Genomic DNA, 18,446 nt, shown 5'->3' with positions numbered 1-18,446 from the left:
ATCACCGAGCACCCACGGCATTCGCCGCCCGCTCCGCGGACTCGACCAGCACCGCCATCCGGTTCGCCACCGCCGCCGCGGTGGGCCGGGCCAACTGGTCGACCACCAGGCCGTCGGCCAGGAACAGGACCGCGTCGGCATAAGACGCGGCCACCGGGTCGTGCGTCACCATCACGATCGTCTGCCCCCGGTCCGCCAGATGCCGCAGCAGGCCCAGAACTTCCCGCGCGCTGCGGATGTCCAGCGCGCCGGTCGGTTCGTCGGCGAACACCACCTCCGGGTCCGTCACCAGCGCCCGGGCCACGGCCACCCGTTGCTGCTGACCGCCGGAAAGCTGTCCCGGCCGGTGTCCCCCGCGCTGCGCGAGGCCGACCTGTGCCAGCAACGCCGCAGTGCGCCGCGGGTCCGGAGCACGGCCGTCCAACCGCAGCGGCAGTTCGATGTTCTCCTCCGCGGTCAGTGCGGGCAGCAGGTTGAACTGCTGGAACACGAAACCGATCCGCTGGCGGCGCAGTTCCGCCAGCCGCGGTTCATCCAAAGTGGACAGATCCGTGCCGTCCAGTTCGACGGTCCCCTCGGTCGGGGTGCGCAGACCGGCCGCACAGTGCAGCAACGTGGTTTTCCCTGAGCCCGACGGGCCCATGATCGCGGCGAAAGCACCGCGCGGAACGTCCAGGTCCACGCCCCGCAGTGCGTCGACCGGACCGCCTTCGCCGTCGAAGCGGCAGCGCAGCCGCCGGGTGCGGATCGCGGGTGCGGTCATCTCGAGTCCTCCCAGAGTTATGAACGATCGTTTAAAACGAACGTTTACCTGATACGGTAGCACGCGTGGGACACCGCGAGAACCTGATCACCGCCGCCCGGGAATGCCTCCTCAAGGCCGGTTACGCGCGCACTACGGTGCGCGACCTCGTCGCCGCCTCCGGAGCGAACCAGGCGTCGATCAACTACCACTTCGGGTCGAAAGAACAGCTGCTCACGCAGGCGCTGCAGGACCTCAACGCGGAGTGGGGCGAGCTGCTGTTCGCCGTCCTCTCCGACCCGGACGACGAGAAAGCCGGTCCGGAGCGGCGCTGGGCGCGGATCATCGAGTCCATTCAGGAGCACCGCGAACTGTGGTTCGTGAACTTCGAGAGCGTCAGCTACTTACAGCACGACGAGACGATCCGGAAGATCAACGCGGAGGGCCAGCAACAGGCGCGCGTCTCGCTCGCGAAGGCCTTCGGCGACCTCGGACCGGACGCCGATCCGAAGGACGTCCACGCGATCGGCGCGCACTACTACTCGCTGCTCGTCGGGACCGCGCTGCAGTGGCTGACCGATCCGGAGAACGCTCCCTCGGCGGCGGACGTCGTCCGCGCCGACTGGCGATCGGTCTAAACCGGAGCAAGCGCGGATCTCGTCGGCGACCAGCAAGGCGAACAACCCGAACTGGCCGAGGAAATCCCGCCGTCCGCAGCCGAGTTCGTCCCGCGCGGAGCCGCGGCCGACCGTCGCGCCGCCACACCGGCACACATCACGCTGACGTCACGGATCCCCGGCCCCCGCGGCAGCTCCGTTGACACGTCAGCCATCCGGGTGACATGATTCCGCCACCGCTTGGAAACGTTTCCAAACTAACCAGAGCGTAGCTTGGAAACGTTTCCAACAGCGGTTTCCGCCGCTGTTGCTGTGTCCGACTGGGAGGGACGATGACGTCAACCCGAGCCACGCTGATCCAGGTGGCCGAGCGCGCCGGCGTGTCGCTGGCTTCGACCTCGCGCGCGCTGCACGGGTCCGGCGCGAGCAAGGCGATGGTCGAGCGCGTGCGGGCCGCCGCGGCGGAGCTCGGGTACAGCGCGGACGCGATCGGGCGGTCGTTGCGGCTGAAGAAGACGTCGCAGATCGCGTTCGCGGTGGCGGACATCGGCAACCCGGTCTACGTCGAGATCATGCGCGGCATCCACGAAGTCCTGGCGCCGCACGGGTACCGGGTCGTGGTGATGTCCACCGGGGACACCGCGGCGTCGACCGCCGAGCTCATGCACAGCCTGCACGGCGGGTTCGTCGACGGGATGATCGTGATCCCGCTGCGCACCGACGACGAGCTGATCGAGCAGATCGGCCGGGCCCCGGTGCCGGTCGTGGTGATCGGCCGGGCGATGAGCGACCGCGGGATCAGTTCGGTCTCCACCGATTCCGCGGCCGGGATCGGCGCGGCGGTGCAGCACGTGGTTTCGCTGGGCCGCCGCCGGATCGGGTTCCTCAACGGGCCGCTCGACACCACACCGGGCTCCTCGCGCCAGCGCGGGTTCGACGAGGCAGTGTCCGCAAAGGACTTCGCCGCGCAGACGGACGTCGAGGTCGCGGCCGATTTCACTGTCGCGGCGGGGATCGAGGCGGCGCGGAAGCTGCTCGACCGTCCACAACGGCCGGACGCCATCGTCGCCGCCAACGACCTGCTCGCCATCGGAGCCATCCGCGCCGCCCACGAACTCGGGCTCAGCATCCCGCGCGACGTCGCCGTCACCGGGATGGACGACACCGAGCTCGGGCAGGTTTTCCTGCCCCGGCTGACCAGCGTGTCCCTCGGCTCGGCCGAGCGAGGGCGCGCCGCCGCCCGGCTCATGCTCGGGCTCACCGACGACGCGGAGGCTCCGGCGCAGCAGATCTCGGTCGGGACCGAGCTGTTCGTCCGGGAGTCCACTCGGGAATCCACTCCGGACCAGACCGCGGAGGACGCAGAATGACCACCGCGACGCAGCCGCGGGTCGCCCCCGCTCCCCCGCCGCGCCCGAAGAAGACCACCCAGGCCCGCACCCGCCGGCGCGAGGCGATCGCGCTGGTGATGCCGTCGCTGATCCCGATCCTGGTGCTGTCGGTGGCCCCGCTGGTGATCGGCATCGTGCTTGCCTTCACCGACACCCGCCTGGTGCGGCATCCGGACTTCGGCTTCGCCGGGATCGACAACTTCGTCCGCCTCGGCGGGAACTCGCTGTTCTGGGACTCGCTGCGGATCGGTCTGATCTGGACGGTCGGGGTGACCGTCCTGCAGCTGGCCGCCGCGATGGGTCTCGCGCTGCTGCTCAATTCCGGCCTCAAACTCCAGGGCCTCACGCGGGTGCTCGCGCTCATTCCGTGGGCAATGCCGCCGGTGGTCGTCGCGATCATGTGGCAAATGATTTACTCGGCCAACGGCGGTCCGCTCAACGCGTTCCTCGGCAGCATCGGATTGCCGGACGGAATCAACTGGCTCGGCGATTTCAACACCGCCCTGCCCGCGGTGATCGTGGTCGGCGTCTGGGTCGGCATGCCGCAGACCACCGTGACGCTTCTCGCTGGCCTGCAACAGATCCCGGCCGAACTGCACGAGGCGGCAGCGGTGGACGGAGCCGGGGCGTGGCGGCGGTTCACCGCGGTGACCTGGCCGAGCATGCGCCCGATCGTCAGTTCGATCACTTCCCTCAATTTTATCTGGAACTTCAATTCCTTCTCGCTCGTTTACGTGCTCACCGCGGGCGGCCCGGGCGGCAAAACCATGGTCCCGGTGCTGTTCGTTTACCTCGAAGCGTTCAAGAACCGCGAAATCGGCTACGCCGCCGCGATGGGGCTGGTCCTCGTGATCGTGGTCGTCGCGCTGCTCGCGATCTACCTGCGGTCGCAGTTCCGCGGCGACCGCCCGGAAAGGGGGCGGTGATCCATGCGCTGGTCCGTGCGCCCCGCGCAGTACCTGGCTCTCGTGCTGTACCTGCTGTTCCTCGGTTTTCCGCTGCTGTGGCTGATTTCCGCGTCGGTGAAGTCGTCGGCGGAGCTGAACTCGCTGTCGGTCAACCTGATCCCGAGCGAATGGCATTGGGACAACTACGGCGAGGCGCTCTCCCGCCAGGGCCTGCTGCATTCGGCGTTCAACAGCCTGCTGGTCGCGCTGGCCAGCACCGTGCTCGCGATCCTGATCTCGGTGCCCGCGGCCTACGTGCTGGCGCGGCTCAAGGGCAAGCTGCGCGTCGCGGGCGTCACCTGGATCCTGGTCAGCCAGGTGTTCCCGGTGGTGCTGGTGATCCTGCCGCTGTTCCTCGTGCTGCGGACGCTCGGCCTCGCCGACAGCCTCGTCGGGCTGACGCTCGTGCACACCACCTACATCCTCCCGTTCGCGCTGTGGATGCTGCAGGGCTACGTCGCGGCGATCCCGGTGGAACTCGAGGAGGCCGGGGCGATGGACGGCGCGAACCGGTTCACCGTGCTGCGCACCATCGTGTTCCCGCTGCTGGCCCCCGGCGTGGTGGCGACCGCGATGTTCAGCTTCGTGTCGTCGTGGAACGAGTTCTTCTTCGCGCTCGTGCTGCTGCAGACGCCGGAGAACTACACGCTGCCGATCACGCTGACCATGTTCATCGGCGGCGAGGGCAAGGTCGCCCTCGGTCCGCTGGCCGCGGGCGCGGTGCTCGCGGCGATCCCGAGCATCGCCTTCTTCAGCCTCCTGCGGAAGCGGCTCACCGGCGGCCTCATGGCCGGGGCGGTGAAGGGATGAGCCCCAACCCCATCGGAAACAGTTCGAAAGGTCGGTCGATGAAGACACGACGCGCGGCAGTCGCCGCCAGCCTCGCCCTCACCAGCCTGCTCGCCGCCGCGTGCGGCGGCAGCGGCGGGGACAGCGGGGACGGCGGGCCGGTCACCCTCACGTTCCAGTCCCTGTCGGACCAGCCCGCCGCGATCGCCGCCACGAACAAGATCGTCGGGGCGTGGAACCAGGCGCATCCGGACACGCAGGTGAAGGTCGTCCAGGCCGGCTGGGACAGCGCCTACGACAAGCTGATCACCCAGTTCAACGCGGGCACCGCGCCGGACATCGTGCACTACGAGGCGGCCGGGATCGGCCCGTTCGCGACCGACGGCTACCTCGCCGACCTCTCCCCCTACCTGTCCGAGCAGAAGCGCGCGGACATCCCGAAGGGCGTGCTCGACTCGGTGACGGTCGACGGCAAGGTCGTCGCCTACCCGACCGAGCTGCAGTCCTATGTGGTCTTCGCGAACAAGAAGCTGCTGGAGCAGTCCGGCGCGCAGCTCCCGACCGGCGAGACGATGACCTGGGACCAGCTGCGCCAGATGGCCAAGACCGCCACGAAGGACGGCAAGTACGGCCTGGGCTGGGGCCTGTCGAGCCCGACCGCGACGTTCGTGGCGATGGCCCCGGCGTTCGGCGGCAAGTACTTCGAGGGCACCGGCGACCAGGCGCAGATCACCGTCGGCCAGGGCGAAATGGCGCTGCCGCAGCTGGTGCACGACATGAACGCGACGGACCACTCGATCCTGCCGGTGACGCTGACCCAGTCCGGCGGCAAGGCGCTGGCCCCGTTCTACGCGGGCCAGGTCGCGATGACCGTCCAGGGCTCCTACCAGGCGGCGAACATCGAGAAGGACGCGCCGAAGGACCTCGACTGGGTCGCGCTGCCGCCCATCGCGGGTCCGGCCGGACCGGCGCAGGCGGCGAACCCGCAGACGCTGTCGGTCAACAAGGACTCGAAGCACGTCGAGCAGGCCGCGAAGTTCCTGGACTTCTTCACCAGCACCGAGAACCTCGCCGCGCTCAACGAGGCTGACACGCTGATCCCGGCGAGCAACTCCGCTCGCGAAGCGCTGGACAAGAAGCTCGGCGCCAAGAAGGGCTGGAGCACCATCCTGGCCTCGGGCAAGTACCTGACCTCGGCGCCGTATCTGTTCGCCGGCAAGTACGCGCAGTGGAAGGACACCGTCGCGACGCCTGCCTACCAGCGCTTCCTGGCGAACCAGATCGACGCGAACACGCTGGCGCAGCAGCTGAAGGACGGCTGGAAGAGCGTCGGCAAGTGACCGCCGCGCCGGGGCCGGACTCTTGCTCCGGTCCCGGCGCGCACGACAGGCGCGGGCCGCATGCCCGTGCCGGGGAATGAAGGGACAAGCCGGTGACCTGGCTGGAGGACCGCGCGGTGGCAGTGATCACCGGCGCGGCAGTGGGGGACGCGCTCGGCGGCGCGACCGAAGGGTGGACGCCCGAGCAGATCGAGGAGCGCCACGGCGGCCGGGTGACCGGGATCGTCCCGCCGTGGTACCCGAACTGGCGGGACGCGCGCCCGATCGCGCCGTACCACAAGGGCGACGGGCACATCACCGACGACACCTTGATGACCCGCGCGATCGTGGAGGTGTACGCGAAACGTCGCGCGCACCTCGACGCGTACTCGATGGCCGAGGACCTAGTGCCGCTGATGATCGGCGAACCGCGATGGGTGCCGGAGCTGGAGTCGACGGCGCTGTTGCTGCAGCGGGTGTTCCTCGCCGAGAAGTGGATCGTCGCGAAGCTGCATTACGGGCATGTGGACCCGCGTGAGGCGGGCGTCGGCAACATCGTGAACTGCGGTGCGGCGATGTACATCGCACCGGTCGGGGTGGTGAACCCGGGTGATCCGCAGGCCGCGTACGCCGAGGCGATCGACCTGACCGCGCCGCACCAGTCGAGCTACGGGCGGGAGGCCGCCGGGGTGCTGGCCGCGATGGTCGCCGCCTCGGTCGCGCCGGGTGCCTCGATCGACGACGTCGTGCAGGCTGCGCTCGCGGTGTCGCACGACGGGACGTTGGCGGCGATGCGGGCGGTGGTCGATGCCTTCCAGGGGTGGAACGCCGCGCCCAAGACCGACGACGAGGAGCGTGCGCTCGCGCGGAAGATCCGCGAGGTGGTCGCGCCGTTCGATTCGGTCGGGCCGGAGTACCGGCAGATGTCCATGGACGCGCGACGGCCGTCGCGAACCAAGGCAATCGAGGAATTGCCCGCCGCGCTGGGATTTGTGCTGGGCCATCAGGGCGACTACCGCGGTGCGGTGCTGGCTTCGGTGAACTACGGCCGGGACGCCGATTCGATCGCGTCGATGGCGGGTGCGCTCTGCGCCGGTCTCGGCGGGGCGGCCTCGGTGCCGGACGAGTGGATCGACCCGATCGGCGAGGCCAGCAAGATGGACCTGCGCGAGACCGGGCAGCTGCTCGCCTCGGCCGCGACGGACATCGTCAAGGCCGACCGCGCGCGGGTCCAGGCGCGGCTCGCCGCTCTCGACGCGCTGGCCGCGGCATGAGGCTGACCTGGGCTCAGCCCGAAGACCTGCTCGCGCACGAGTTCGTCCAGTCCACTGTGGAGGGCAAGGACGTGACCTCGGTGCGGGAGCGCTGGATCGCCGCCGGCGGTGATCCGGTGCCCGCGGTGAGCGGGGCAGGACCGCGGCCGGCGCCCCCAGCGTTGCGGGCGCTGGCCCGGACGCTGCTGGACGAACTGGCCGCGCTCCCCTGCCCGCCCGCGCCGCACGAGCCGGACGGATGGGACGAGATCGTCGCGCTGCTCCCGCCCGCGCCGGTGCTCCCGGCCCCCGCCGCGGACCGCGCGCTCGGCGCGTGGACCGGCCGGGCGGCGGGTTGCCTGCTCGGCAAGCCGGTGGAGAAGATCCCGCGCGAGGGCATCGAGGAGATCCTGCGCGCGACCGGACGCTGGCCGCTGGACCGCTGGTTCACCGCGGTCGGCCTGCCGGACGACGTCGCGGCGCGGTGGCCGTGGAACCGCCGGTCCGCGCCGACTTCGCTGGAGGAGAACATCTCCGGGATGCCGGAGGACGACGACCTCAACTACCCGATCCTCGCGCTCACGCTGCTGGAACGGCACGGCCGCGAGTTCACCGCCGACGACGTCGCGCAGCTCTGGCTGGAGCAGCTTCCGGCCGGGCGGGTGTTCACCGCCGAGCGCGCCGCATACCGGAACCTGCTGGACGCGCGACCGGTGCCGGAGACCGCGACGCACCTCAACCCGTTCCGCGAGTGGATCGGCGCGTTGATCCGCACCGACGTCTTCGGCTGGGTCTCCCCCGGCGACGTCCGCGGTGCCGCGCGGCTCGCGTGGGCGGACGCGCGGCTCAGCCATACCCGGAACGGCATTTACGGCGCGCTTTGGGCGGCTGCGCTCGCGTCGGCGGCGATGGTGTGCGACTCCGTCCACAGTGTCCTCGATGCGGCGGAAACCGTTCTGCCGCCGGAAAGTCGGCTTGCCGAAGCCGTGCGGTTCGGGCGGGAGGCTGCTGCTTACGAAGACGGTCTGGACCGGTTGCATGCTCGCTACGGCGACCTGCATTGGGTGCACGTGCTGAACAACGCGGCGGTGATCGCGTACGCGCTGGCCCGCGGCGATGGCGACTTTGGGCAGAGCATCTCGCTCGCTGTCACGGCTGGCTGGGACACGGATTCCGCGGCCGCGACGGTCGGCGGAGTGGTCGGTGCGCTGGTGGGGCTCGACGGCATCGGCGAGCAGTGGACGAAGCCGCTCGACAACCGGATCGCGACCTCGTTGCCCGGCGGCGAGCAGCGGATCACCGACCTCGCGGCACGGACGGCCGGGGTGCCGCGATGACCGGGCGAGTTGTCGTGGTCGGGTCGGCGAATGTCGATCTGGTGGTCGACGTTCCGCGGCATCCGGGCGCGGGCGAGACCGTCCTCGGCGGGGATTTGCGGCGCAGTCCGGGTGGCAAGGGAGCCAATCAGGCAGTCGCCGCTGCGCTCGCCGGTGGCGCGGAGACGACGTTCCTCGGCGCGTTCGGGCCGGACGACGGCGCGGACTTTCTGCTGGCGTCGCTGACCAACACCGGGGTGCGGACGGACCTGGTGTCGCGAGTGGACAGTGCGACCGGGACCGCGTTCATCATGGTGTCGCCGGACGGCGAGAACTCCATTGTGGTCGCGCCCGGGGCCAACTCGCGGCTCTCGCTCGCCGGGCAGCAACTGGAGCGGATCGCCGCGGCGGACGTCGTGCTCGCGCAACTGGAGATTCCGCTCGAAGCCGTGACCGCTGCCGCCGCGGCCCGGCGGGCTGGCGCCCGGATGGTGCTCAACGCCGCGCCGTCCCGGCCGCTGCCGGATCTCGACCTCGACGTGCTGGTGGTCAACGAGCACGAGGCGGCCGACCTGGCGGGTGCGTCCGGTGCGCCGGAGGAATTGGCCCGGATTCTGCAGCAGCGCGCACCCGCCGTGGTAATCACGCTCGGCGCAGCCGGTTGTGTTGTCACTGAGCAGGAAATCGTGCACCTGCCCGGCTTCCGAGTGTCCCCGGTGGACACCACCGGTGCCGGGGACACGTTCTGCGGCGTGCTCGCGGCGGCGCTCGCCGAGGGGCGTCCGCTCCGCGAAGCCGCCGAACGCGCCGGGGCCGCCGCAGCGCTCGCCGTCACCCGGCCGGGGGCGCAATCCGCTGTCCCGACCGTCGCAGAGGTCGCCGAGTTCGCGGCCGGAGGAAACGCCCGATGACGTACGTGTTCGACCCGCTCGTCCCGCGCCCGATCGACCAGCCGACCGAGGTCCCGCTCGGCGCGCCGCTCTCACCCGAGCAGCTCGCGGCGCTGGACGAGGCCAAGATCTTCGTCGGCCCGGCGGATCCCGCCGACCGGCCGGAATGGCGGGCTCGGCTGCGGCAGTGGCGTGCCGACGCGCACGAGCGGCACAGCTACCACGGCCGCGCCTACGACCGGCCGGAAGCCGCGTGGGCCGCCGGATGCCACACGGTCGCGCAGGTATGGCTGTGGGACGAGTTGCTGTATTCGTTCGAGGAGCACCGGTTCACGCCGGAGCGGTTCCTCGCCGACGCGCACCAGCGGTTCGGCGGCCTTGACGCGGTCGTGCTGTGGCACGCGTACCCGGTGATCGGTCTCGACGACCGCAACCAGTGGGATTTCTACCGCGACGTGCCCGGGCTCCGCGAACTGGTCGAGACGTTCCACTCGGCAGGCATGCGGGTGTTCGTGGACTACAACCCGTGGGACGTCGGCACGCGCCGCGGCGAGGACGACGCCGTGGAACTGTCCGCGGTGCTGGCCGATTTCGGCGCGGACGGCGTCTTCCTGGACACCTTGAAGAAGGCTGACCCCGCGCTGGTCGAGCAGCTCGAACGCGCGCGGCCCGGGGTCGTGCTGGAGGGCGAATCGAAGCTGCCGGTCGAGCGGATCGAGGACCATTCGGCGTCGTGGGCGCAGTTCTTCTCCGATTCGCCGGTCCCCGGCGTGCTGCGTTCGCACTGGTACGAGCGGCGGCACATGCAGCACCACGTGCGGCGCTGGCACCGCGACCACACCGAGGAGCTGCAGTCGGCGTGGCTGAACGGCGTCGGCGTGATGGTGTGGGAAGTCGTGTTCGGCGTGTGGGTCGGATGGTCGCAGCGGGACGCGGCGACGGTGCGCCGGATGGTGTCTGTGCAGCGTGCGGCGGGTGAACTGCTGCGCGAAGGCGAGTGGACGCCGCTGGCTCCGCTGACGCCCGAGGCCGAAGCCGCCGGGGTTTACGCGTCGCGCTGGGAACTCGGCGACTGGACACTGTGGACGGTCGTGAACCGCTCGGACTCGGACTATCTCGGGTCTGTTGTGGACGGTCCGGTGATCGATCTGTTCGCCGACGGACGCGTGCCCGCGCGCGGGATTTCGGCGTTGCTGCGGGTCACCGATGGCGCGGCGGAGCCGTCGTGGCTGTCCCAGGTGGCGACCCTCCCCCACGATCCGGACGCGCGTTTCCCGCATCGGCTCGCAACGCGGGTCCAGCCGCAGCCGACGAACGGCACGCCCGACGACGACGCGGTCGTGGTGCCTGCCGGGCCCTACGCGCTGACGGTCCGGTACCGCGGCCGCGAGACCGGGATGTACCAGGGCGCGCCGTATGTGGACGAGTGGAAGCCGCTGCCGCCTCGGCTGCACGACGCCCGGACGCTGCAACGCGACGGTTCGCTGGCGTCGCCGGTCGCGGTCGCCGCTGCCGAGGTGACGAACGGCGATTTCGCGGAATTCCTTGCCGCTACCGGGTATCAGCCGGTCGAGCCGCATCGGTTCCTCGCGCACTGGGCCGACGGCCGTCCGCTCGCCCCGGACGAGCCGGTGACCTTTGTGGACCTCGACGACGCCCGGGCGTACTGCGCGTGGCGCGGCGGCCGATTGCCGACCGAGGACGAATGGCAGCTCGCCGGGGAGACCGGCGGGCTGCGGCGCGGCGCGCCCGCGGTGTGGAACTGGACCGAAAGCGAACACTCCGACGGGAGGACCAGGTTCGTGATGCTCAAGGGCGGCAGCGATTACCGCGCCGAGGGTTCCGAGTGGTACGTCAAGGGCGGACGGCACGCGCCGGACTACAGCGTGAAGCTGCTGCTGCCCGGGCTCGGGCTGGCGCGCGGCGCGACGGTCGGCTTCCGCTGTGCGTGGGACGTGACGCGATGACCGTGTCGAGGGAGGCGTCCGCCGGGGCGCTGGCCGGGCTGCGGGCGGTGGACGCGTCGACGTTGTTCGCCGGTCCGATGGCCGCGATGCACCTCGGCGACATGGGCGCCGAGGTGATCAAGGTCGAGCACCCGTCGCGACCGGACCCGTCGCGCACGCACGGGGTGGCCAAGGGCGACGTCAACCTGTGGTGGAAGACGTTGGGGCGCAACAAGCGCACCGTCACGGCGAACCTGAGCAGCGACGGCGGGCGCGAGGTGTTCCTGGCGCTCGCCGAGACCGCGGACGTGGTGATCGAGAACTTCCGGCCGGGCACGCTCGAACGCTGGGGGCTCGGCTACGAGGAGCTGTCCGCGCGCAACCCCGGGCTGGTTCTCGCGCGGGTGACCGGTTTCGGCCAGTTCGGGCCGTACTCGCCGCGTCCCGGTTTCGGCACGCTCGCCGAGGCAATGAGCGGATTCGCCGCGGCCACCGGCGAACCGGACGGGCCGCCGACGCTGCCGCCGTTCGGGCTCGCCGACGGGGTCGCGTCGCTGGCCACCGCGTACGCGATCATGGTCGCGCTCGCCGGGCGAACTGCCGGCGGTCGCGGCCAGGTCGTGGACGTCGCGATCATCGAGCCGATTCTCGCCATGCTCGGACCGCAGATCACGCGATGGGACCAGCTCGGCACGGTCCAGCCGCGCACCGGCAACCGCTCCACGAACAACGCGCCGCGCAACACCTACCGCACGAGCGACGGGCAATGGGTGGCGGTGTCGACGTCGGCGCAGTCGATCGCGGAACGCGTGATGCGGCTGGTCGGCCGTCCGGAACTCGCGGACGAGCCGTGGTTCGCGACCGGCGCGGACCGGGCGGCGCACGCGGATGTGCTGGACGAGGCTGTCGGCGGCTGGATCGCGCAGCACACGCGGGACGAGGTCGTGGCGGCCTTCGAGGAGGCGCAGGCGGCGGTCGCGCCGATCTACGACGCGGCCGACATCGTCGCGGATCCGCAGTTCCGCACGCTGGGCACGATCCACGAGATCGAGGACCCGGAACTGGGCACGACGTTGATGCAGGGGCCGCTGTTCCGGTTGTCGGACAACGACGGCGTCATCGGCTTCACCGGACGTCCGCACGGCGCGGACACCGACGAGGTGCTCGGTTCGCTGGGCTTCACGGCGTCGCGGATCGCCGAGCTTCGGGCGGAGGGAGCGGTATGACGCCCGCGCTGACCCTGCTCTACGTCCCCGCCGACCGACCCGACCGCGTCGCCAAAGCCCTCGCCTCGGACGCCGACGTCGTGCTGGTCGACCTCGAAGACGCCGTCGCTCCCGCGCAGAAGGACGCCGCACGGGACAACGCGATGCGGCTGTTGGCCGAGGTGCCCGCGTCGCGACCGGTGCAGGTGCGGATCAACCACCCGGACACGCCGTGGCACGCAGCGGACGTGACCGCGGTCGCCGCGCTGCCGACGTGGGTGGGCGCGCGGCTGCCGAAGGTCGAGAGTTCGCTCGACGTCCGTTCGCACGCCGATGCCTTGCCGGGGCGGGAATTGCACCCGCTGATCGAATCGGCGCTCGGGGTGGAGCGGGCGCTGGAGATCGCGGTCGCTTCCCCGCAGACGGCGTCGCTCGGCCTCGGCGAGGCGGATCTGCGGTCCGACCTGCGGCTCGCCGACGAAGCCGGGCTCACCTGGGCGCGCAGCCGGATCGTGAACGCCGCCCGCGCCGCGCGGCTGCCCCCGCCGGCGATGTCGGTGTACGCGAACGTCCGCGACCTCGACGGCCTGGCGGAGAGCTGCCGGGCCGGGCGCGCGCTCGGCTTCCGCGGCCGCACGGCGATCCACCCGATGCAGCTGCCGACGATCCGCGCGGCTTTCCTGCCGACGGCGGAGGAGGTCGCGCGGGCGCGGGAGGTGCTGTCCCGAATGGACGGTGCCACTCAGGCCGGGGTGGGTGCGATCGCGCTCGCCGACGGGACGTTCCTGGACGTCGCGATGCGGGACCAGGCCCTGGCGGTGCTGGCGCTCGTCTCCGACTAGGCCTTGTCCGCGGAAACCAAGCGCAGCAACGGGTCGAAGCGGGCCGGGCCCTCGGTCGTCAGCTGCACCGGTTCCGCGACCGGCTGATATCCGGTCACGACGACGGTGTACTCGCCGGGGAACAGGTCCTCGACGGTGTAGTGGCCCGCCTCGTCTGTCACCGTGACCCGCTGGACCTGGCCCTTCGCGTCCAGCACCGCGACCTGCGCACCCGGGAACGGACCACGGACCGCGTGCACGGTGCCGGTGAGCCGGACCGACCGCGCCAGTTCGACGTTCTCGCGCACCGGCTCGGCGCCCACCTGGACATGGCGGGCCACCGGCTCCCGGCCGCCCGCCTGGACCAGCAGCAGATACGAGCCCGCCGGAGCGTCCAAGGCGAACGTGTTGTCGCCGCCGGTGATGGTGCGGCGTACTTCGTGGGTCTCCAAGGACGTCAACGAAACAGAGGCGGTTTCCGCGGGCGCGAGGCCGCTCACCGCACCGGAAATCGCCGCGGGCGGCGCGCTTTGCGTTGTGCTGCGGCGTTTGCGCGTCCGCGACAGCAGGATGTCCACGACGCCGAACAGCAACGCGAGCCCGACCAGCGCGGTCGACCCGATCAGCCCGAGCGCGGTCGCGGAGTGGTAGTCCCCGTGCGAACGCCCGAGCTCGCCGAAGAACAGCGACCCGCCGAGCGCGGTGCCGACCGCGGAACCGATCCGCTGACCGGTCTGCAGGACGCCGGCCGCGGTGCCGCCTTCCGCGGGCGGGACTTCTTCCAGTGCGAGCGTCGAGTTCGGCGAAATCACCAGCCCGCTGCCGAACCCGCCGACGAACAACGGCCCGGCCAGCACGAACGCGGTGTTCGCGCCGGAGTAGTCGCGGACGAGCCACGCGGTCGCGGCGAGCCCGATCGCCACGAGCAGCGTCCCGAGCACGACCATCGGCCTGCCGAACCGGTGCACGAGCCGCCCGCCGATGGTCGGCGAGATCGCCGAACCGATCGCGAACGCGAGCATCGCCGAGCCGGCCTGCAGTGCCGTGTAGCCGAGGCCCTGCTGGAAGAAGAGCGTCAGGACCAGGAAAATCCCGGTGAATCCGGCGAAATAGACCATGCCGAGCGCGGAACCCATCGAGTAGCTGCGCACGGTCAGCAGCTTCAGGTTCACCAGCGGCTGCTTGCCGCGGTTGCCGAGCCAGCGCTCCCACAGCACGAACAGCACGAGCAGCCCGGCCGCGACGCCCATCAGCCACCAGCGCGGCGCGGCCGCCTGTTCCTCTTCCTCGATCAGCGGCAGCATCACCAGCACGACCGCCACGCCGAGCAGCACGCTGCCGACCAGGTCCGGCGTCCGTTTCCGGCCGCTGCGCGCGTCCTTGGGCAGCAAGCGGAGCCCGAACAGGATCGCGAGAATCCCGATCGGCAGGTTGACGTAGAAGACCCAGCGCCACCCCTGGTCGACGCCGATGCCCTGGATCAGCAACCCGCCGAGCACCGGCCCGATCGCGGTGGAAAGCCCGACCGTCGCCCCGAACGCGCCGAACGCCTTGCCCCGCTCGCGCCCGGAGAACAGCTGCTGCATCAGTCCGATGATCTGCGGATTCAGCAACCCGCCCGCGACGCCCTGGCCCAGCCGCGCGACGACGAGCCAGGTCGCGTTCGGGGCCGCCCCGCAGAGCACGCTGGTCGCCACGAACAACGCCAGCCCGAGCAGGAACATCCGGCGGCGCCCGTAGTCGTCGCCGAGCCGTCCCGACGGCACCAGCGCGAGCCCGAACGTGAGCGCGTAGCCGGACACGACCCACGAGACGTCCGCGGGCGTCGCGCCGATCCCGTGCTCCATCGAGGGCAGGGCGACGTTGACGATGCTGACGTCGAGCAGCGTCATGAACCCCGCGATGAGGCACACCCACAAGGCGCGCCAGCGCTGCGGATCGGGCTCGGATGAAGGCGAAGCGTGCACGGACCGTCCTGATTCGAGACCGGTAAGATAATTACTGGTGTTAGAATACTCGCCCATGCCAGCGGAGCGGGACCACGTCGACGGAGTCATGGCGCAGATCACCGGCGTGCGCGAGGAAGACCGGGTGAGCAAGGCGCTGAGCTTCCGCTTGTTGCGCGCCGCCCGGCTGCTGGAAACGGAACTGCGCCGCGAATTCGACGCCTTCGGGGTCGGCCTGTGGGAAGTGGAACTGCTGGGCGCCCTCAAACGAGCCGGTCCCCCGTACCGGCTTTCGGCCGGGCAGCTGCTGGACAGCATGCGCCTGACGTCCGGCGGGGTCACCAAACGCGTCGCCGGACTCGAACGCAAAGGCTGGGTCCGCCGCGACATCGACCCCGCCGACCGGCGGCAGATCCTGGTGAGCCTCACCGACGAGGGGCTGGCGCGGGCGCAGGAGGTGTTCGGGATGAAGACGCAGACGGAGGCACGGCTGCTGGGGGTTTTGCCGCGCGCGGAGCAGGAGCGGATGAATGCCGGGCTGCGGGAGTTGCTGCTGGATTGGGAAGGGCCGGACGAGCGGGGGTGATCGGTCGGGGGCCGCAGCCATCGTCGCAACTACGGATGCGCTGTCTCGCGCGCTCACCCGCACCCCGCACCGCGAAGCTCCCGGCCCGGCGCTTCCGCACACCGTGACAGCCATCGCCGCCACGCGCACTCCCCTGCACACGATGGCAGCGCACCCGCTAGCGCGAAGCCCCTCACCCGGCAGGCTTCCGCACGCGGTGGCAGCCATCGCCGCGACGGCAGACTCGCCGCCACCCGCACGCGACGGCAACTCACCCCGCCATGGCCAACGTCCCGGCCAGGCAGACTTCCGCACACGGCAACAGCCATCACCGTCACGACAGACTCATCGTCACGCGCACGCGACGGCAGCTCACCCCGCCATGGCCAACCTCCCGGCCCGGCGGACTCCGCACGCGGCAGCTGTCATCGGCGCCACGGCAGACTCGCCGCCACCCGCACGCGACGGCAGCCCGCCCCGCCACGGCCACTTCGCAGGCGGCAGCCGCCATCACCGTCGCGACAGACTCATCGTCACGCGCACGCGGCCACAGCCCGCCTGCCGCGGCGCGCCTCCGTGTCCCGCAGACTCCCCGCACGCGGCTCTCGGCACCCGGCAGACTCGCCGCGCACGGGACCGGCCAACACCGCCCCGGTCTCGCGCGCACTGTGTCAACCTCGCCGTCAGACAGGTCCCCGCACACGGCAGCAACCGAGTCGGCGACGGCTCGTTGTCCGGCAGACGCGCGTCGGCGCTCGCGAACTCCCGATAGCCAGCTCCGCCGCGACGCCCGCGGCGAGACCGCGCCGCGGGCTCAAGCTCCGGCGAACTCCCAGCACGTCGCCCCGTGTGGTTCCTCCGAAGCGACTCCCACCGCGCGGCGAAGGGTCAGCCGGTACAGGTGCCACGGCGGCGGGCCTGCGCTCGGAGCGCTGAAGGGCGCCGTCAGAGCGTCCCCGGACGCCGTCGCTGGCCAGCCGCCGGAGCGGTAGACCTCGGCTAGGTGCGCCACGGTGTCGGTGTCCACCACGCGGTGGGCGTCGCCCTCGAGGACCAGGTCCAGGCCGCGCAGGCGTACCGAGATGCTGCACGCCGGGTTGGCCGCGAGGTTCCGCGAGCGGCGCGTGCCCGGGCCGCCGACGAAGTACAGGGCGTCGTACACCCAGACCGCGCCTACGCCCGCCGAGTGGGGGCGGCCGTCTGGGCGGACGGTCGCGACGAAGAACGTCAGGTCGGCGGTCGGGGTGTCGGTGGCCAGGACATCGCGGGCGCGGCTCCACGGCAGCGAGGCGTTCCCGTAGCGGTCGAGGTTGCGGGTCGAGGTCGGTTCGTAGTCAGTCATGCCTATGCGTCGAACGGGGCGGCATCGAATCGACACGGCCCCGCGAGCAAAAGGTCAGGCGGCTCCTAACGGGGCAGGGTGGTAGCGGAAACCGTCGTCGGCGCGGTCGATTCGTCCGGGCCCGAAGTGAGCGGGCAGGAGAAGGGCATCCCGTTCGACGGCCAGTTCGCACAGCGTCCGTCGGGACTCCGCGGCAGCGACTGGGTCTACGTCGCCGCCCTGGGCCAGTGTCAGGTCCGAGAACTGGAACGGGTGGTGCAGCACATCTCCGCTCACCAGCGCGTGCTGACCGCCGCCGCTGAGCTCGGCGATCAGGTGGGCGGTGGTGTGCCCGGGCAGGGAACGCAGGGTGATGCCGTCCGTTACCTCGTACGGGAGGTCGATCAGTTCGACCAGGCCTGCCTCCACTACCGGGAGGACACTGTCTTCGAATGTCCTCGCCAGGTCGGCTGCCACCCCGCCTTCGGGGGCCGCGGCGTGCACCTCTTGCAGCCAGCCGTATTCGTCGGCTGCGATCAGGTACCGGGCGCGTGGGAAGGTCGGGTCCCACGAACCGTCGACCAGCTGGGTGAAGCCGCCGCAGTGGTCTGGGTGCAGGTGGGTCGCGATGACGACGTCGACGTCCTCCGGCATGACGCCCGTCGCGGCCAGGCGGTCCAGGTACGGCGTGTCGAACTGGTGGTGTGCCAGCAGGACTGGGCGTTCCTTCGCATTGCCGTTCCCGGCGTCGAAAAGCACCGTCTGGTCCGGCGTGCGCACCAGGTACGTGGTGATCGACAGGTCGAGGTCGCCGCGGTGGTCCCCCAGTTGTTCGGGCGTGACAGCCGGGAACAGCTCGGCGGGGGCAAACGGCCAGTGGTCCAGTTCGGTGACCGCATCGATTCGCAGCGGCCCGAGCGTGACGGTCATCGGGGCACCGCGGCCATCGCCTCGATTTCCACGGCCAGCTCTGGTTTCGCGAGCGCGGACACCACGATCAGCGACTGCGTCGGCCAGTCGCTCTCCGGGAACCAGCGGCTGAACACGTCCCCCGTCGCGGCGCGGAAACCGGGCAGGTGCTCGGTGCCGGCGACCATGCTGAAAATCTTCACCAGATGCTCCGGCCCGGCGCCTGCCGCGGCGAGCACGCGTTCGATGTTCGCCAGCGCCTCGCGCGTCTGTGCTTCCGCCTCCGGCCCGGCGAGCGTGCCGTCCGGTCGCGCGCCGATCTGCCCGGCCACCACGACCAGCTCGTGATCAGCAGGAATCTGCGCGAGGTGGCTGTAGCGGCCGACCGGGCCCGCGACCGTCTCGGGATTCCAGCGCTTGCTCATCAGGGTTCCCCTCCCTTGGTTCGTGCCCACAGTTCACCACGAGG

The 18,446-nt window shown here is 70.9% G+C and carries 17 protein-coding genes; 12 read left to right on the top strand and 5 right to left on the bottom strand.

The window, feature by feature from the left end; all coding sequences use genetic code 11:
* Nucleotide 1 precedes the first annotated feature (1 nt).
* Complete coding sequence (locus EIZ45_RS00615; protein WP_134661718.1) at nt 2-763, bottom strand: ABC transporter ATP-binding protein; 762 nt, start codon at nt 761-763, stop codon at nt 2-4.
* 65 nt (nt 764-828) lie between these two features.
* Between EIZ45_RS00615 and EIZ45_RS00610 the strand changes: the two genes are divergently transcribed.
* The 11 genes from EIZ45_RS00610 to EIZ45_RS00560 all read left to right on the top strand — a co-directional run bounded on the left by EIZ45_RS00610 (nt 829) and on the right by EIZ45_RS00560 (nt 13,257).
* Nucleotides 829-1,380 (top strand): TetR/AcrR family transcriptional regulator, encoded by a 552-nt coding sequence (locus EIZ45_RS00610; RefSeq protein ID WP_134661719.1) that lies wholly within the window; start codon nt 829-831, stop codon nt 1,378-1,380.
* A gap of 311 nt (nt 1,381-1,691) precedes the next feature.
* The gene (locus EIZ45_RS00605; RefSeq protein WP_134661720.1) at nt 1,692-2,729 is read left to right on the top strand and encodes a LacI family DNA-binding transcriptional regulator; all 1,038 of its coding nucleotides are present in this window, start codon (nt 1,692-1,694) and stop codon (nt 2,727-2,729) included.
* A complete protein-coding gene (locus tag EIZ45_RS00600) occupies nt 2,726-3,676 on the top strand; it encodes a carbohydrate ABC transporter permease (RefSeq protein ID WP_134661721.1) in 951 nt (316 codons plus the stop codon). Before EIZ45_RS00605 ends, EIZ45_RS00600 begins: the two co-directional genes overlap by 4 nt.
* 3 nt (nt 3,677-3,679) lie before the next feature.
* Nucleotides 3,680-4,507 (top strand): carbohydrate ABC transporter permease, encoded by an 828-nt coding sequence (locus tag EIZ45_RS00595; protein ID WP_037811494.1) that lies wholly within the window; start codon nt 3,680-3,682, stop codon nt 4,505-4,507.
* A 38-nt stretch (nt 4,508-4,545) separates the two neighbouring features.
* Nucleotides 4,546-5,826 carry an ABC transporter substrate-binding protein gene (locus EIZ45_RS00590; protein ID WP_037811492.1) on the top strand — a complete coding sequence of 427 codons (1,281 nt, stop codon included), beginning with the start codon at nt 4,546-4,548 and terminating at the stop codon, nt 5,824-5,826.
* Nucleotides 5,827-5,918: 92 nt separating this feature from the next.
* Nucleotides 5,919-7,079 carry an ADP-ribosylglycohydrolase family protein gene (locus tag EIZ45_RS00585; RefSeq protein ID WP_134661722.1) on the top strand — a complete coding sequence of 387 codons (1,161 nt, stop codon included), beginning with the start codon at nt 5,919-5,921 and terminating at the stop codon, nt 7,077-7,079.
* Nucleotides 7,076-8,395 carry an ADP-ribosylglycohydrolase family protein gene (locus tag EIZ45_RS00580; RefSeq protein WP_134661723.1) on the top strand — a complete coding sequence of 440 codons (1,320 nt, stop codon included), beginning with the start codon at nt 7,076-7,078 and terminating at the stop codon, nt 8,393-8,395. Before EIZ45_RS00585 ends, EIZ45_RS00580 begins: the two co-directional genes overlap by 4 nt.
* Nucleotides 8,392-9,285, top strand: a complete 894-nt coding sequence (locus EIZ45_RS00575) for a ribokinase (RefSeq protein ID WP_134661724.1) — start codon at nt 8,392-8,394, stop codon at nt 9,283-9,285. Before EIZ45_RS00580 ends, EIZ45_RS00575 begins: the two co-directional genes overlap by 4 nt.
* Complete coding sequence (locus tag EIZ45_RS00570) at nt 9,282-11,231, top strand: SUMF1/EgtB/PvdO family nonheme iron enzyme (protein WP_134661725.1); 1,950 nt, start codon at nt 9,282-9,284, stop codon at nt 11,229-11,231. Before EIZ45_RS00575 ends, EIZ45_RS00570 begins: the two co-directional genes overlap by 4 nt.
* Nucleotides 11,228-12,436 (top strand): CaiB/BaiF CoA-transferase family protein, encoded by a 1,209-nt coding sequence (locus tag EIZ45_RS00565; protein WP_134661726.1) that lies wholly within the window; start codon nt 11,228-11,230, stop codon nt 12,434-12,436. Before EIZ45_RS00570 ends, EIZ45_RS00565 begins: the two co-directional genes overlap by 4 nt.
* Nucleotides 12,433-13,257, top strand: coding sequence for a CoA ester lyase (locus EIZ45_RS00560; RefSeq protein WP_134661727.1), 825 nt, complete (start codon nt 12,433-12,435; stop codon nt 13,255-13,257). The genes EIZ45_RS00565 and EIZ45_RS00560 overlap by 4 nt, the downstream gene beginning before the upstream one ends.
* Here the strand turns inward: EIZ45_RS00560 and EIZ45_RS00555 are convergent.
* Nucleotides 13,254-15,203: an MFS transporter gene (locus EIZ45_RS00555; protein WP_134661728.1), complete on the bottom strand. Its 1,950-nt coding sequence runs from the start codon at nt 15,201-15,203 to the stop codon at nt 13,254-13,256. The genes EIZ45_RS00560 and EIZ45_RS00555 overlap by 4 nt on opposite strands.
* 55 nt (nt 15,204-15,258) lie before the next feature.
* On the opposite strand from EIZ45_RS00555, the gene EIZ45_RS00550 reads away from it, so the two are divergent.
* Entirely contained in the window at nt 15,259-15,768 is a 510-nt protein-coding gene (locus EIZ45_RS00550) for a MarR family winged helix-turn-helix transcriptional regulator (RefSeq protein WP_134661729.1), read from the top strand.
* A 793-nt stretch (nt 15,769-16,561) separates the two neighbouring features.
* Here the strand turns inward: EIZ45_RS00550 and EIZ45_RS00545 are convergent.
* Genes EIZ45_RS00545 through EIZ45_RS00535 form a run of 3 tightly spaced genes read right to left on the bottom strand, consistent with a single transcriptional unit; the run spans nt 16,562 to nt 18,402 of the window.
* Nucleotides 16,562-17,089: a pyridoxamine 5'-phosphate oxidase family protein gene (locus EIZ45_RS00545; RefSeq protein ID WP_134661730.1), complete on the bottom strand. Its 528-nt coding sequence runs from the start codon at nt 17,087-17,089 to the stop codon at nt 16,562-16,564.
* A gap of 54 nt (nt 17,090-17,143) precedes the next feature.
* Nucleotides 17,144-17,998, bottom strand: a complete 855-nt coding sequence (locus tag EIZ45_RS00540) for an MBL fold metallo-hydrolase (protein ID WP_134661731.1) — start codon at nt 17,996-17,998, stop codon at nt 17,144-17,146.
* Nucleotides 17,995-18,402 (bottom strand): RidA family protein, encoded by a 408-nt coding sequence (locus tag EIZ45_RS00535; protein WP_134661732.1) that lies wholly within the window; start codon nt 18,400-18,402, stop codon nt 17,995-17,997. The genes EIZ45_RS00540 and EIZ45_RS00535 overlap by 4 nt, the downstream gene beginning before the upstream one ends.
* Nucleotides 18,403-18,446 lie beyond the last annotated feature (44 nt).

It is taken from the genome of Amycolatopsis sp. CFH S0740 (genome assembly GCF_004522315.1).
Taxonomy (GTDB): Bacteria; Actinomycetota; Actinomycetes; order Mycobacteriales; family Pseudonocardiaceae; genus Amycolatopsis; species Amycolatopsis nivea.
Note: the sequence above shows the minus strand (reverse complement) of the source record. Positions and strands in the feature narration are given on the sequence as shown.

What these genes read in the sequence shown, in the direction of transcription:
- EIZ45_RS00615 (WP_134661718.1), bottom strand. Translation starts at nt 763, where the DNA reads ATGACCGCACCCGCGATCCGCACCCGGCGGCTGCGCTGCCGCTTCGAC.
- EIZ45_RS00605 (WP_134661720.1), top strand. Translation starts at nt 1,692, where the DNA reads ATGACGTCAACCCGAGCCACGCTGATCCAGGTGGCCGAGCGCGCCGGC.
- EIZ45_RS00600 (WP_134661721.1), top strand. Translation starts at nt 2,726, where the DNA reads ATGACCACCGCGACGCAGCCGCGGGTCGCCCCCGCTCCCCCGCCGCGC.
- EIZ45_RS00595 (WP_037811494.1), top strand. Translation starts at nt 3,680, where the DNA reads ATGCGCTGGTCCGTGCGCCCCGCGCAGTACCTGGCTCTCGTGCTGTAC.
- EIZ45_RS00590 (WP_037811492.1), top strand. Translation starts at nt 4,546, where the DNA reads ATGAAGACACGACGCGCGGCAGTCGCCGCCAGCCTCGCCCTCACCAGC.
- EIZ45_RS00580 (WP_134661723.1), top strand. Translation starts at nt 7,076, where the DNA reads ATGAGGCTGACCTGGGCTCAGCCCGAAGACCTGCTCGCGCACGAGTTC.
- EIZ45_RS00575 (WP_134661724.1), top strand. Translation starts at nt 8,392, where the DNA reads ATGACCGGGCGAGTTGTCGTGGTCGGGTCGGCGAATGTCGATCTGGTG.
- EIZ45_RS00570 (WP_134661725.1), top strand. Translation starts at nt 9,282, where the DNA reads ATGACGTACGTGTTCGACCCGCTCGTCCCGCGCCCGATCGACCAGCCG.
- EIZ45_RS00565 (WP_134661726.1), top strand. Translation starts at nt 11,228, where the DNA reads ATGACCGTGTCGAGGGAGGCGTCCGCCGGGGCGCTGGCCGGGCTGCGG.
- EIZ45_RS00560 (WP_134661727.1), top strand. Translation starts at nt 12,433, where the DNA reads ATGACGCCCGCGCTGACCCTGCTCTACGTCCCCGCCGACCGACCCGAC.
- EIZ45_RS00550 (WP_134661729.1), top strand. Translation starts at nt 15,259, where the DNA reads ATGCCAGCGGAGCGGGACCACGTCGACGGAGTCATGGCGCAGATCACC.
- EIZ45_RS00545 (WP_134661730.1), bottom strand. Translation starts at nt 17,089, where the DNA reads ATGACTGACTACGAACCGACCTCGACCCGCAACCTCGACCGCTACGGG.
- EIZ45_RS00540 (WP_134661731.1), bottom strand. Translation starts at nt 17,998, where the DNA reads ATGACCGTCACGCTCGGGCCGCTGCGAATCGATGCGGTCACCGAACTG.
- EIZ45_RS00535 (WP_134661732.1), bottom strand. Translation starts at nt 18,402, where the DNA reads ATGAGCAAGCGCTGGAATCCCGAGACGGTCGCGGGCCCGGTCGGCCGC.